The 14,926-nt window shown below is 36.1% G+C and carries 14 protein-coding genes; 11 read left to right on the plus strand and 3 right to left on the minus strand.

The window, feature by feature from the left end; all coding sequences use genetic code 11:
* Window positions 1-25: 25 nt before the first annotated feature.
* The 3 genes from IWA51_RS01730 to IWA51_RS01740 form a co-directional block, all read right to left on the minus strand.
* Entirely contained in the window at window positions 26-1,018 is a 993-nt protein-coding gene (locus tag IWA51_RS01730) for an omptin family outer membrane protease (protein ID WP_198442904.1), read from the minus strand.
* Window positions 1,015-1,782 (minus strand): RluA family pseudouridine synthase, encoded by a 768-nt coding sequence (locus tag IWA51_RS01735; RefSeq protein WP_198442905.1) that lies wholly within the window; start codon window positions 1,780-1,782, stop codon window positions 1,015-1,017. The genes IWA51_RS01730 and IWA51_RS01735 overlap by 4 nt, the downstream gene beginning before the upstream one ends.
* Window positions 1,783-1,867: 85 nt before the next feature.
* A complete protein-coding gene (locus tag IWA51_RS01740) occupies window positions 1,868-2,599 on the minus strand; it encodes a helix-turn-helix domain-containing protein (RefSeq protein WP_198442906.1) in 732 nt (243 codons plus the stop codon).
* Between the two features lie 342 nt (window positions 2,600-2,941).
* Between IWA51_RS01740 and IWA51_RS01745 the strand changes: the two genes are divergently transcribed.
* From IWA51_RS01745 to IWA51_RS01795, 11 genes are all read left to right on the plus strand, one after another.
* Window positions 2,942-3,937 carry a hypothetical protein gene (locus IWA51_RS01745; RefSeq protein WP_198442907.1) on the plus strand — a complete coding sequence of 332 codons (996 nt, stop codon included), beginning with the start codon at window positions 2,942-2,944 and terminating at the stop codon, window positions 3,935-3,937.
* 3 nt (window positions 3,938-3,940) lie between these two features.
* The gene (locus IWA51_RS01750) at window positions 3,941-5,308 is read left to right on the plus strand and encodes an alpha/beta hydrolase family protein (protein ID WP_198442908.1); all 1,368 of its coding nucleotides are present in this window, start codon (window positions 3,941-3,943) and stop codon (window positions 5,306-5,308) included.
* The gene (locus tag IWA51_RS01755) at window positions 5,295-6,608 is read left to right on the plus strand and encodes a PQQ-like beta-propeller repeat protein (RefSeq protein WP_198442909.1); all 1,314 of its coding nucleotides are present in this window, start codon (window positions 5,295-5,297) and stop codon (window positions 6,606-6,608) included. The genes IWA51_RS01750 and IWA51_RS01755 overlap by 14 nt, the downstream gene beginning before the upstream one ends.
* 8 nt (window positions 6,609-6,616) lie before the next feature.
* The gene (locus IWA51_RS01760; protein ID WP_177528211.1) at window positions 6,617-7,300 is read left to right on the plus strand and encodes a hypothetical protein; all 684 of its coding nucleotides are present in this window, start codon (window positions 6,617-6,619) and stop codon (window positions 7,298-7,300) included.
* A complete protein-coding gene (locus IWA51_RS01765; protein ID WP_198442910.1) occupies window positions 7,287-8,984 on the plus strand; it encodes a hypothetical protein in 1,698 nt (565 codons plus the stop codon). The genes IWA51_RS01760 and IWA51_RS01765 overlap by 14 nt, the downstream gene beginning before the upstream one ends.
* 401 nt (window positions 8,985-9,385) lie before the next feature.
* A complete protein-coding gene (locus IWA51_RS01770) occupies window positions 9,386-9,979 on the plus strand; it encodes a YczE/YyaS/YitT family protein (protein WP_198442911.1) in 594 nt (197 codons plus the stop codon).
* 64 nt (window positions 9,980-10,043) lie between these two features.
* Window positions 10,044-10,421: an SMU1112c/YaeR family gloxylase I-like metalloprotein gene (gene gloA2, locus IWA51_RS01775; protein WP_198442912.1), complete on the plus strand. Its 378-nt coding sequence runs from the start codon at window positions 10,044-10,046 to the stop codon at window positions 10,419-10,421.
* A gap of 214 nt (window positions 10,422-10,635) precedes the next feature.
* A complete protein-coding gene (locus tag IWA51_RS01780; protein ID WP_198442913.1) occupies window positions 10,636-12,216 on the plus strand; it encodes an ATP-binding protein in 1,581 nt (526 codons plus the stop codon).
* Window positions 12,217-12,295: 79 nt separating this feature from the next.
* Window positions 12,296-12,928 (plus strand): GyrI-like domain-containing protein, encoded by a 633-nt coding sequence (locus IWA51_RS01785; RefSeq protein WP_215905258.1) that lies wholly within the window; start codon window positions 12,296-12,298, stop codon window positions 12,926-12,928.
* Window positions 12,929-13,055: 127 nt separating this feature from the next.
* Window positions 13,056-13,580, plus strand: coding sequence for an AAA family ATPase (locus tag IWA51_RS01790; RefSeq protein WP_198442915.1), 525 nt, complete (start codon window positions 13,056-13,058; stop codon window positions 13,578-13,580).
* Window positions 13,581-13,678: 98 nt separating this feature from the next.
* Window positions 13,679-14,917, plus strand: coding sequence for an IS256 family transposase (locus tag IWA51_RS01795; protein ID WP_198441892.1), 1,239 nt, complete (start codon window positions 13,679-13,681; stop codon window positions 14,915-14,917).
* Window positions 14,918-14,926: the final 9 nt, after the last annotated feature.

Here is a 14,926-nt window from a genome sequence, read left to right on the forward strand (position 1 = left end):
AAAATCGGTAAGATTATTTTTTGTTTTAGAATAAAATTATTTTAAATCCGGTGCTGAAGTCAAAGAAAGAAAAAGAAGAACCGCAGTCTTTTTTTGAAGAAATAAAGTCTGAAAAATACTTTGAACTGTAACTTTTGACGCGTGTGTTTCCGTCGATAGTGGATGTATCAAGAATCTGTGCACTAATGCAAAGTGAAAGGCGTTTTGTAAGTTCTGTTTCAAGTCCCAGCGATGCTTTTATTCCGCAGAAAAATCCTTCCATTAAGTCAAGAAAATAAGTGTAGCGCAGTGCGTGGTAATCAAGAGACTGGATGTTTGCATAAGGGCATGCGGCAATTTCAAAAAGAATTTTGGTTCCGCGAAAAGTATCCCATTTGAGTTCAAGACCTGCCCAGGTAAAATATTCAATTCGCTGAAGGCTGAGTACTGTTCCTGTCATGGATTCTTCTTCTGCTGTTTCGTATGAGGAATATGTATTTGTTTTTGAATCCTTAGCGCCGTATTTTAGTATGCCACCGTCTGCCTGGTAATGGGAATATGTGTATTCAAGTTCGGCAAATGGCGATATGCTGAATGAGTGCGTTTTTTTTAAACAGAATAGTGCGCGCGCCGAAAGAAAATAATCTGCGTTAACGGTGCATGTGCTTTTACTGTAGTTTGTGCATATTTTCTGTAAGGTGGTATCGCGCGTCAGTTCAAGGTTTTTCCAGTCATAATCTGTAACAAAACCTGCGTCTGTTCCAGGAACCGCCGCGCTCGCCTGTCCGCTAAGAGAAAATCGACCTAAACGGACAGCCGCTTTTGCTCCCCCGAAAAGGATAGGATTCTGCTGCCAGTCCAAAAGACTGAGTGTTGCTCCGTCTGAATATGTGTTTGTGTAAACGTACTCGTACTGACTTCCGCTGCGGATTGTAAAAAATGGTGTGACTTCAAGTCCGAAAAAATTCTGCGCGTTAAGAGATGCGCACTTAAAGAGAAGGACAGCAGTTGTTAAAATTCCTGCGCGCAGTTTTTTCATTTTGATTCAGTTGCCGCAAAAACAAGCGGATCTGTTTTGAATATTTTTGCCAGCTGGTTTCTTACGGCATCAAGATCTTTTGGGTAAGGAGCTGTAAACGTCATTGTCTCGCCTGTACGCGGATGGTTAAGCGTAAGACGGAATGCGTGAAGCGCCAGTCTGGAAAGAAGCGGCCGTTCTTCGAGCGTGTCTCCGTTCCACCTGCGTTTTATATCGCTTAATCTTACCGGCTTTTGGTTACCGGAATAAAGCGGGTCGCATACAATGCCTAGTCCGTTTGCCTGAAGATGCGCGCGAATCTGGTGTGTACGTCCTGTGTGCGGTCGTGCTTCAATCCAGCTGTAGGGTCCGCAGACTCCTATAAGATGAAAATCTGTTATGGAAGATTTGCCGATTTTTTTGTTTACTACAGTGCGGTGTCTTATGTCCCCATCGGGAAGAAGAGGTAATGTTACGTGAAGGTCATCCCACGCCGGGCGTCCGTTAACGAGACAGTGGTAAACTTTTTGTACAGTGCGGTTCATGAACTGTTCTGAAAGTTTTTTGTGGGCTTCTGCGTTTTTTGCATAAATAACGGCGCCGCTTGTGTCTTTGTCTATTCTGTGAACCGCATAAATCTTTCCGAACTCTTTGCTTGCACTTTCGTCAAGGCGTGGGGCGTCGGGATCGTAGCGGTCGGCAGCAATAAGAAGACCTGAGCGTTTGTTCAGGACAACAATATCATCATCGTTATATATTACCGTGTAATCGAGTATTGGTTTCATTCCACTATTATAGAAGAAAAGCGTAAAAAAATCGAGTGTATTGTAAAAATATGTTTGCGGGAGGGAATTAATACTTAAATAAGTATCAGCATTGAATGGTGTATCCTGAATATTTTACAAGAAGTTCTGTTTTGTCTGCTACTTGAAGTGTGGTGCAAATTTCTCCAACATTTTTTTTGATTGTTGCAAGTCCGCAACCAAGATTTACTGCTATTGTTGAATATTTGGCTCCTGACATAACGGCATTTAAAATTCTGATTTTACGGACAGAAAAATTATATCTGGATAAGTCCAGAACTTTTTTTGAATCAATGCTTTTGTTTTTATGAATTGAATAAATCAAAAATAGTACCAGAGATACAAAATATAAAAGCAGAAAATCATTCAGGTAGGCATTGAGTTTTATAATATAAGTTCCTTTTGAAAAAGGTATAAGAATAAATGGTATAAGAATAAGTACAATCGATAACAAAAAGAAAGCTTTTCTATTTTCTTTGAAAACAGGGAATCGTTTGTAAAGGAATAGTATTGTTGTGTAAAAGAAAGCTGAACCCAAAAGGTGATTGCCCATATGAATAACACAGGCTCCCCAAATTATATAAATTATTGAATAATTAATTAATCCTCTTTTGATTGTAAAACTGAACATCAGCAGAACAAGTGTGATAAAAGTAACTGACATTCCAAATATAGTTTTAGGGTTAATAGAAAAATTGACTTCTCTGCTGAATGTAATAAAACAAATAAAAATGCAGATAAAAATGGTAAAAGTATTTATAAACGGCCAAAACTCTTTTTCATTAAAATAAACTCTCATCTCTTATGTTTCCCCCAAAATAAGGTTTGAACACTTTATAATAATCTTAACACAATATTTTAAGGATGTAAAGTTTTTTGGAAGACATACGATTTTTTTTTCTGTGAAATATACCTTGATCACCCCTTTTTTAGCCAAAGGTATACGTTCTGGAATTGAATAGTTGTGGTAGAATGGAAATTAAGTTTGGAATAATTGCTAAAAAATCTGTTGATTGTCACCGGATTTTTAGCAGAAGTTTGTGTTGCAAACTGTTCTGGTACAATGTATTTTCAGTTTATCTTAAAATACAGAATCTTTTTGACTGTTTGAACAGTCTTCTAATATCTCAGGAGAGTATGTATGAAGAAGAGTTTATTGTTGTGTACAACTTTAGTTCCTTTAATTTTGTATCTGTTTGCGTCTTGTGATAATTCAAAAAATATTACAGAAGCTGATAGTGTTTTTGAAGAAAATCCCACAACTATTGCATGGAGCCAGGATAAATCTTCAGATAAAATTACAAGTTATCAAACGGATGTTCAGGTTTATAGGATGAACAGCCGTGAAGATACCGGATTAAAATTATCAGATAAATATAAGATGTCTGTAAAAATGATAGATAATGTTCAATATACACGTATCGATATGGTTGCTGATTCTGATGGGGTTTATAGGTCTGTGCTTTCTGATGGAGAAGATTTAATAATATGTAATACGCAAACCAATGATGAGCTTCTGCGTATAAATGTTAGCGACAAAAACAATTCATCATTAAGAATGTTCGGTGGAGATAATCTGGGTTTTGGTAAAATTGATATTGAAAATGTTAAAAGTGAAGCCTATCGCTTGTCTCTGGATTTATCTGAAAATACAGAATCTTCATTACTGACACTTTCTCTTCCGCAGTCAATGCTGGTTCTTGGATATGGAGAAAAATCTATAAAATCAACTATTTCATATGATGTTTCAGAAGAAGTTGTAAAAGAAGTAGAAACTGTAACTGTTATGGATGATGAAACCGTCGTTACAAGTACACTTTGCCCGGTTTATGAAGATTATGAAGGTACGCCTGTAAAGATTGGAACCATATTTACAATTAACACTCAGATGGCAGAAAATGTTGGAGAGATGCCGGATAAGAGTATGGTATATGAATCAATGGATGATATTCCTGAAATTTCTGATGAAGAATTTGAAGCTATGCAGGAAGCCGGAAATATTTATGAAGACAGTTCAATTACTTTTGGTGATCCTGCAAATTTAAGCAATATTGAAACTGTTGTTGAACTGTATACTAATATTGAAATAAATCAGACAGAAGACAGTGTTTTTAAATTATTATTTGATGGGGAGTAGAACATGAAAAAGAAAATAATTGCAGCAATGATGCTTTGTGTAACCGTAATTGCGATATCTGCACAAAAGACAGTGGATGAGGAATATGTTAAGATTGGAAATCTGAATGACAAAGGCTACCGTTTTATGTCTGGCTTTGGCTTTGCGGATACAGAAGTTGATGCACATTCAGATACTTTGGAAGAACGTGTGGATGCCGAAATTGACAGAGTACTAAGCGGTAAGGCCGGAAGTACATCATCAGACTATGCAGTAGTCGGGCACAGCCAGGGCGGCCTTAGAGCAATAGCTTACGCAACCAGATTAAAGCAGCAGCATCCAGAAGAATACAAAAAGCTAAAGGCTGTAATTACAGTATCAGGAATAGACAAAGGTCTGAAAGCGCTTGACGGTTGTTCCGAAGTCAACAGATTTACTCCGTTCAAGGCCAAACTTGAAAATACAATAGTTATTCTGCTAAATGAAACAAAAGGGGTATTGGGAGCAAGCCTTACTATTGATGCATTCGCCGCTATCATTGGAATTACCTTGACACCATATGCATTATCCTGGTTTGGTGTAAATTCGTCCGATGTAGATGATACGCTCACGACTGTTCTCCCGTATTTTAATTCATATATTACGGCCGGTCTGGATAATGCTCCTTATTCAGTGCTGCCGGAAATTTATGACATGATGCCAAGAAGTTCGTTTATAGAAAACAACGTGTCAAAAACAAAAAGTATTGTATATAAAAGGAAGACAGGAGAAAATAAATATCTTACATGGACATACAAGAAGGTTTTTGGAATAAAAATATATTACCTGACTATAGAAACAAAACCCGTTTATACGACTTATACAGCATATTTTGATATGCCCAAATTTGATCCTGATCTTCCAATGGGATATATCGTAGGTACAGACAGCAATACATTGGGAATGCTGGGCAGCGATATGGAAAGTAATGTAAGAAACGGTATAGGCTATGCCGTAAAGGGGTTGGATATAGCCAATGGAATCAATCTTGCAAAATATTACATTACTTTTGGAATACTGGGGTATCATAAAACATTTGCAACATACTGCAGTACAGCAAGTGACTGGTTAAGCAATATAGACGGTAAATTGAACAAACTGAAAGGCTCTGATGAAAATGACGGACTTGTTGCAAAGGAAAGTCAGTTTTATCCAAAAACTTTTTATAACCCTGCAACAAAACAGACATCCGTTGTACACCTTAATGTGCTCAGTGAAAAACCTGAAGGATATACTGCGCTGCCGTATAATCATGCTGATATTAATCCGGGGTCAAATCTTGTTACTCAATCCGAGATAGATAATATGTTGTTAAGAGCGCGGGGATGGAGATACAATAATGAAACACAATAAATTATGCAGTGAGATTATTTTTGTAATTATCTGTTTCATTTTGGTATCCTGCACAGGTTGTATATTTGATGAAAAAAAAAAGAAGTCGTCTGAAGAACCTGTATACGAACCTGATGTAGTCTGGAAACTGGAAACAAATGCTTACGATACTTACCAGCCCACCCAGAACGGACAGTTTTTATATCTTATTGAATGCAACTATACTTCTGTAAACGAAGGTCTGGAACAGGAGTATAAGTTTTCAATGACAAAAGTAGATCTTCTGGATGGTCATATAGTATGGACCAGTCCTGAAATATTTCGTGTTAACAAGTCTCCTGTGGTTGTAATAAATGACAGACTGTATGTGCAGACTTCCGGAGGGTATTTGTATGTCATTGGAGATGACGACGGTAAAATAGATGCAGTTGTTTCTTTTACGAGAATTTATATGGACAGGGGGCCTACAATGATTTCATGCGGCGGAAATCTTTTCTGGTCAAACATAAACGGCGAAGGTGTAATAAATGAAGGCCTTTTGAAGTTTGATGTTTCAAAAATTGATTTTACACTGGGACCGGAACAGGTACAGCATATTGAACCCAGGCTTGTCTGGACAGATGATGTAGCCGATGTAGGAATCCTGATGCGGCCTGTAGCAAAGGATGGGATTGTATATTTCCAGACATACGACTTCTGGCAGGAAAAACACGGGAGCATAATAAAAACCGTTGCAATAGATGCAGACAGCGAAGTTGTAAAATGGCAGACTCCTACAACTACAATGAACGGGGACGGTCATATGCAGATATTTGATGACAGACTGTATTTTTTTGAAAATGTAATAAGCTGCTATGATTTGGAAACGGGAAAGTGTCTTAAAGAAAAATGCCGTGATACAGAAAAATTGGATACAGAAGTTTACATTGGAGCAGATTCCCCTGCTTATTATTCAGACGGAAAGTTTTATTATACAAACAATACCAGCTGGGCAACTTCATCAATAGCAGGAATCCCCCAGAATATGGTAAAAAACATAATCTGTATTGATGCAAAAACTTTTGCCTATGTCTGGGGAGATTTACCCAAAGGATGCGGTTCGCTTAATTCAAAACCAGTGGTTGCAAACGGCAAGACTTTTGTTGCAACATGGGGACGGGGCTTAAGGGTTTATAATTCAGAAACAGGAGAACTTATAGGAGCCGCTGAAAATATAAATACACATCCTTTTGCTGACCCACCACAATACAATGGATGTATTTACTATTTTGATGCTGACCATAAAAATTTAAAAAAAACTTTAATGGCAATAAAACCTTGAGGAAAAAAATGAAAATATTTAAATCTGTACCTATTCTTTTCTTGTCTATTCTGTTTTTTGCAGGATGTGAGTCTTCTATAGAAAATCAGAATTTGCGGGCAAGTGCAGTATCTGTAAACGGTGATGATATAGTATTCAGGGTTTATCCTGAAAATAGTTCCGGAGATATAATGACTGGCTCTCTGGTTACTGTAACAAACAGTGAGAACGAAGTTCTTTTATTGGAATTTGACAATGACAGCCAGTGTTATATTTCATCATTCGATGGACTTGAAAGTGATATCTATAATATAAAAGTTATTTCTGCAGCATACAAGGAAGCAGCCTGTATACAAATTCCTCATTTAAGACTTACAAAAGCTCCAACTATAGTGTCATTTTCTGATTCGATGGGTAATTCAGTTCTTTCCGGGAAAAGTATAAATTCCCAGTCTGCTGTATCCTGTGCGTGGAACTCCCTTGGAAACGGGATAGTATATCAGGTAAATATTAAAACTGTATTAAGTAGGATTTGGACAGGTTCAACAAGTGCTTGTAATATTGAAATACCTAAAGGAACACTAACTGCTGGCAAAACTTACTATCTGTATTTAACTGCTCAGAAAATTTGTGGCGACCCTTACTTTTCTTTGCCATATTATTCTTTCAGTTCAATAACAAGTTCGGCGGTGACTTTTTATGTTGAAGAATGAATCAAAATTTACTTTAACTGTAATATTAATTGCGTCTTTTTTTGAATTAAGTTCTTGTATTCAAAATGAAAATGATAAATGTATAAACTTTGAAATCAAGAGTCCCAAATCAGATTGGACTTATTACTCTACAGAACCAATAATTTTTGCGTCATCTTTAGATAATGATTCTTTAGAATGGGAATCTTCTTTAGATGGAAAGTTGGGCTCAGGACCTCAGATATCTGTTTGTTTATCCAGTGGCGAGCATTTAATTACACTTAGTTTACCGGAACAAGAAATTTCAAAATGCGTAAAAGTAATTGTAATTCAAGGACAGAATGAAAATGTTTTCTATGTTACTTATGTGCCATGTAAAAAGACTATCAAAAAAGAAGCTTGTACAACCGGAATAATTAATACAGGTGAAAAAATCACAGAATTTAATTTTTCTTTTTTGACTGATTCAGTAAATAAATTTTTATCCTGCGAAAGTGAATTTCTTATAGATCCATCAATATGGTGTGATAATATCAATTATGCAAAATTGAAGCCGTATAATGAAATTTCACTGAATCGTTCAATAATAGAACCAATATTGGGCAATAGAAAATTATTTTATATTGCAGATACAACAGGTTCTTCATCGAACGCTTCTTCTATAAATGCAGTTCTTTATTATTCATCTGATAATATCTGTGCATGGGTACCGGAAGATTTAACAGAGGACGAATATTCGTATATTGATATTTGTCTGGAGAATCTTGAAACTATTGCTCTTCCCAGAACAAAAACTTTATGGGGAAGTTGTGCTGATATAAATGGAGATAAAAAAATTGCCATACTTTTTTCTCATACAATAAATGAAGAAGGTATTGCATTGGGGTTTTTTAATTCTGCTGATTTCTTTACAAGAAATGTGGATAAGTCTTCTTCCCATTATAATCCTTTTAGTAATGAGTGTGATATAATTTATGCAGCGATTCCTGAAAGTTTAGACGAGGGTACTTTTTCGGCAAGTGCGATAACTGCAACTTTGATTCATGAAATTACGCATGCGATAAATTTTACAAATAAAACATACAATAAACTGTTGCTTGGAAAATCAGAACTTGTTGAGGAAATTTTTTTGAATGAAGGATTAAGTCATTTAAGCGAAAGTCTTTGCGGTTATGGAGTATCAGGTGGAAATAATAGATTTGTAAACTATTACTTAAATAATATGGCGTATTTCTCCTTTGCCGGGAATGACTATCTTGGCAGAACTGATTCCGCAGGATGCAGGGGAGCAACATGTTTATTTTTATACTGGCTGTTTTTGAAGGCAGGTGGTATGTCATATGATGAAAGTAATCCACTATATTTTATAGATAAAGGAGGAATCTCTTTTTTACAGTCAGTGGTTGCATCTGAAAGTACAGGATGGAATTCCATAGGTGAATATTTTAAAAAAGATACAGACTTTCTCTTTAAGGAATTTTGTGTTGAATTGTTCAATAAAGGAACGGTTGGTGTTTTTAGTGAAAATCTTATGGATCCTGTAACAGGAGAATTTGTTTTTCCGTGTAATGAACCTGAATTGTATTCAAGTACAAAAGAATATTCCATTTTAAGTAAGTCGGCAATTTTTTTTACGGATATTCCTTCTTCTGATATAACGATGAATGCCAATAAATTTACACCATTTTATTTTTTGTATAAGTAAAATATTTTTTAGGTAATTGCAGTATATAAGATTTATTTTGTAAATAAAGTAAGTTTATTTAACTTGAGATGATAGTGTAGAAAATAAAAAAGGTTCGTACATATGCGTGAACGCAATGCAAGTTGTTTGCGAGGAAGAAGGGGCGATTTGTTCAATAACAGAAGAAAGTTTGGTATTGCTACAAAAGTATTCTTCTATTACTGATAAGTATTGAGTTTTATGGATTAATTTTTGGTTAATGGGGTGAAGTAGATGTGTATTTAAGGATGAGTCTTTCTTCATGCTGAAACCTTTTTGACAAAAACAAAAACTGTGGAAAGTTCCTGTAAATAATTGTATAATTGGTATTCTAATCATTTTGATTCTGGATATCGTAGTTTTTGCAAAAACCGGTGATTCAAATGCAAGTTCTTAAAAAAATTCTTCTTATATGTATTGGTTCAATAGTTTCGGCATATGGAATAGATCTGGCAATTCACGCAGGATTTGGCGGTGCAACACTGGCTGTTTTGTGGGAGGGAATCGCCAAAATATTCAATATAAGTTTTGGACAGGCTTCGCTTGCCGTTGCAGGAATAATGATATTGGTTTGTCTTTTTTATGACCGAAAACAAATTAATATCGGAACACTTATATACCAAATTCTTTACGGTGTCTTTGTTGATATTTTTGCTGACTGCCTGTTTTATTCAGAGAACGTATTCATCAATTTTGTAATTATGATTCTGGGAATTTTGATTTTTGCTGCCGGCACTGCGCTGTATTCTTTTGCAGATTTTGGGCGCGGCTCTTATGAAGCATTAACCTTTGCTCTTGTTAAAAAACATGGCTGGAATGTAAAATGGGTAAGAACCGCTCTTGATGCAGGCGTTGTTGTTATTGGTGCTCTGCTTGGAGGAAAGGTTGGCATCTGCACTATTTGTACAATTCTTCTGTCGGGATTTTGCATTCAGTCAATGCTGCAGTTGCTGAAAAAAATAACCCAGAGTGAATAGAAGATTCCGGTTTTGCAGATTCCTTCTATAATTACTATATAAAGAAAAAAAGTGGAGGAGAAAAATGTTTGATTCAATTCACCACATAGCCATTATTGGAAGTGATTACAAAAAATCATATCATTTTTATATTGAACTTCTTGGATTTAATGTCGTAAGGGAAAATTATCGTAAGGAACGGGATGATTACAAAATAGACTTGCAGTGTGGCGACCAGGAAATTGAATTGTTCATTATAAAGAATGCACCAAAAAGATTAAGCCGTCCTGAAGCGTGCGGCCTGCGTCATCTTGCATTCAGAGTTACAAGCGTGGATGAAACAGTTAAAGAACTGAATGCAAAAGGAATTGAAACTGAACCTGTACGATTTGATACATTTACAAATAAAAAAATGACATTCTTTTTTGACCCCGACGGACTTCCGCTTGAGATACATGAATAAAATAAATTTCAAATTAGCAAAAATAGTCGAGAAAAATTCTTTTGAAGAATGTATGATTGAAACATAGTTTTATTTTCTCCTTGGTATGCAGAAAAAAAATGACATTTCAGTTATCGGCTGTAAGTGGGTAATAAAAATCCAAAGATTCAACTCAAGCCCCAGTGGCGAGCGTGATTATATTGAACTGCTTTCGGTAAAGTAATATAATAATCGTATGGCAGAATTAAAACTTTTTCCAATTGGGTTGCAGGATTTTTCTCAGATTAGGCGTAACGGTTATTATTACGTAGACAAGACAGACATTGTTTATAAAATGACACATACAGACCGCGTTTATTTTTTGAGCCGTCCGCGCCGCTTTGGAAAGTCGCTTTTAATTTCAACTTTACGCGATTATTTTTTAGGAAAGAAAGAACTTTTTGAAGGACTTGCAATCGAAAAGCTTGAAAAAGAATGGAAGCAGTATCCTGTTTTTCATTTAAGTTTTGCAGGAACAAAGTTTACAGATTTACAAACTTTTCAAATTTATATGAATTATAAACTTGGTGAATTTGAAGAAAAATATAAGATTACAAATAAAAACGGTTATGAATGGGGAAGCCGTTTTTCAGAACTTCTTAAAGCAGCTTACGAACAAACAGGCACAGAACCTGTAATTCTTGTTGATGAATACGATGCACCGCTTTTAGACACAATGGACAACTCTGAACTTCAGCTTGTTTTAAAACAGGAAGTGCGCAAGCTATTTAGTCCGTTAAAAGATATGGGCGGAATTCTGCGCTTTGTGTTTTTGACAGGAATAAGCAAATTCAGCCAGTTAAGTATCTTCAGTGAATTGAATAATTTAAAAGTTATTACAATGAAAGATGATTATGCAGCTGTTTGCGGAATTACAAAAGAAGAACTTTTTTCTCAAATGCAGCCGGAAATTAAGGCACTGGCAGATAAAAACAATATGACTTACGAAGAGGCTTGTGCTGCTCTTACAAAAAAATATGACGGTTATCATTTTACAGAAAATTCACCTGATATTTATAATCCATTCAGTTTACTCAATGCTCTTTCTGACAGTAAACTTATAAATTATTGGTTTGCAACAGGAACACCGACAATACTTACTCGGTTGATAAAAAAGTATAACATGGACCCTGAAAGTTTTGACAAAGGATTTCCTGCAACACTTGAAATGTTTGATTCCCCAACAGAAACTGCAACTGACCCGATACCTCTTCTTTATCAGAGTGGTTACCTTACAATAAAAAAGGCAGAAAAAGGAAGCCGTTTTATTTTAGGTTTCCCGAATGATGAAGTTCGCGATGGCTTTTGTAAATCACTCCTTCCATATTATGCAACAGAACTTGTAAGCAAAAACGACACTTTTCTGATGAGATTTTCTGACGCATTGGAAGAAGCCCGCCTTGAAGATGCCTTAAAAGAAATGAAAGCATTTTTGTCTTCGATTCCGTATAATGCCGAAAAGCAGAACGAAAATCACTACAAAACTTTGTTCTATTTAATAGCTCGCTTGTGCACTCCTTATGTTGTAAAAACAGAAGAGACAAGTGCTGCCGGCCGCAGTGATATGGTTGTAGAAACAGAAAGCACTGTTTATGTTTTTGAATTCAAACTTGACGGAACAGTAGAAGAAGCACTCGCACAGATTGATTCAAAAGGATATCTGATTCCGTATTCAGTTACAAAAGACAAAAACGGCAACGACAAAAAGCTTGTTAAAATCGGCGTAAGTTTTGACAGTGAAAAGCGCACACTTGGCGAATGGAAAATTGTAGAGTAAAAGAAATTTTACAATCAATAAAAGACCAGAATTAAATATTCAAATTGATAAAAAAAATTGAAACTTAATGGAGGAAAAAGTGGCATTCGATTTTAAGAAAGAATTCAAAGAATTTTATTTACCCAAGAACAAACCAGAAATCGTAAATGTGCCTGAAATGAATTATATTGCTGTCCGCGGAAAAGGAAATCCAAACGAAGAAGGCGGCGCGTATCAAAAAGCAATTGGTGTTTTGTATGCAGTTGCGTATACTTTGAAAATGAGTTACAAAACAGAATATAAAATAGACGGTTTTTTTGAATATGTTGTTCCGCCGCTTGAAGGCTTTTGGTGGCAGGATAATGTTGAAGGCGTAGATTATTCAGATAAAAATTCTTTTTACTGGATTTCTGTTATCCGTTTGCCTGATTTTGTAACAAAAAAAGATTTTGATTGGGCTGTAGAAACTGCAACAAAAAAGAAAAAGATAGATTGTTCATCTGCTGAATTCTTAACTGTCAATGAAGGATTGTGTGTTCAGATAATGCATACTGGCCCTTTTGATGATGAACCGGCAACAGTTGTACTTATGGATTCTTTTATAAAAGAAAACGGATATGAAAAAGATTTTTCCAAAACACGACTTCATCACGAAATTTATATGTCTGACGCAAGAAAAGTTGTTCCTGAAAAATGGAAAACCGTAATCAGACATCCGATTAAGAAAGTGTAATTTTTTTGAGGAAAGTTGTTCCTGAAAATAATTTAAATTATGACCTTGTAGAAGGGTGACTGATATAGCGTTTTGTACATATGCTATATTACTCAGTGTTATTCGACTCGGAACGAACCGAATAAAAATGAAATTTATAGGACGAGAAGAATATCTAGTAGAAAAACAGATAAGCACAGACGAACTTTCTTTTTCATTGATTTATGGTAGGAGAAGAGTCGGTAAAAGTGAACTTATAAAACAGATACTTAGAAATACCGACATAAAGAGTATTTATTTTGAATGTAAGCAAGTATCAGAAGAAAGTAATGTTACAGGACTTGCAAACATTGTTTCGGAGGTTCTTGATTTACCAAAGCTTGGATATACAGATATAGAATCGATTTTGGATTATATCTTCAAACTTGCCGAAAAAGAAAAACTTATTCTTGTATTGGATGAATATCAATACTTAAGAGAGTCTGTAAAGGGAATTGACTGCATTGTGCAGTCAATCGTTGATAAATATAGAGAAAGCTCAAAACTGAAATTTATAATATTAGGATCCTATGTTGAGATAATGAAATCATTGCTGGAACATTCTAATCCGCTTTATGGCAGGGTTGATTTGGCTATAAATCTTAAACAGATGGATTACTATGAAGAGTTATAATCAAAAGTTGTGGATTGCCTGAGAAGGCATAGAAAAAGAGGTCTGTCTAAGGTATAGTTTTCTTTGGAAAAAAAAATAAACACCGAAGGAGACCTCTTATGAAAAGAATACTGGAAATTGAAGAAAATTCCAATAGTCCAACGATTGATTTGCTTGAAAAAGCAATCCGCGCAAGAGCACGTGAAGTAATTGAAAGTCTTTACGAGGATGAAGTTCAGCGTTTTCTTAATAAAACTTCTTCTATCGTAGACAAAACCGGAAACAAACTTGTAGTAAGAAACGGCTTTCACAAAGAACGGACAATTCTTACTACAAACGGTTACGTTACAGTCAGGCTTCCCAGAGTTGATGACCGTGCACTTGAAGAAAAGGATCGCTTTGTAAGCAAAGTCCTTCCTCCGTTTGCAAGAAAAACTCCGACAGTAGAAGCAATACTTTCCGCTGCCTACCTTGCAGGAATTTCTTCAAACAAGTTTTCAGCCATGCTCCATGATGTTCTTGGTAAAGAAGCAAAGGGCCTGAGTCCGTCAGTCATAACAAAGCTTACTGTAAAATGGCAGGCTGAATATGACGAATGGCGCAAACGAGATCTTTCCGGAAAGGAATACGTTTATGTTTGGGCAGACGGAATTTACGTAAAGTCCCGGCTTGACGGTGAAAAGACCTGCCTTCTGGTAATAATTGGCGTAACTGTTGAAGGCAAAAAAGAACTTGTGGCTGTACAGGCCGGAATTCGCGAGTCAACGGAAAGTTGGCGTGGAGTTTTGCTTGATTTGAAATTCCGCGGACTGACAAAAGCACCAAAATTGGCAGTCTGCGACGGAGCGCTTGGGTTTCAAAATGCAGTTGATGAAATCTGGGGCCAGCTAAAAATTCAGAGATGCTGGTTCCACAAGTCCATGAACATTCTGGACAAATTGCCTGACTGTGTGCAGACTCAGGCCACAAAAATGATTCGGGATATGTGGCAGGCAGACAAACGTGCAAACGCCTTGAAAGCCTACGACTTATTTATAGAAACTTTCGGAAAAAAATATCCGAAGGCAACGGAATGTCTTGAAAAAGACAAGGAGGATTTGTTCCGCTTTTATGATTATCCGGCGGAACATTGGGCTCACATTAGAACGTCGAATCCGATTGAATCGACATTTGCAACAGTCAGGTTGCGCCACAAGTCAACAAAAGGAAACGGCTCTTCCGCTGCTTCTGTTGCAATGGCTTTCAAGCTTTGTCTTCAGGCAGAGAAAAACTGGCGACGGCTCAGGGGATTTAAACAACTTGAACTTGTCGCCAAAAATATAATTTTTGTGGACGGTGAACAAATGAAGGCTGCCTGATGAAAAGAC

Origin of the sequence: Treponema peruense (assembly GCF_016117655.1) — a bacterium.
Lineage (GTDB): Bacteria > Spirochaetota > Spirochaetia > Treponematales > Treponemataceae > Treponema_D > Treponema_D peruense.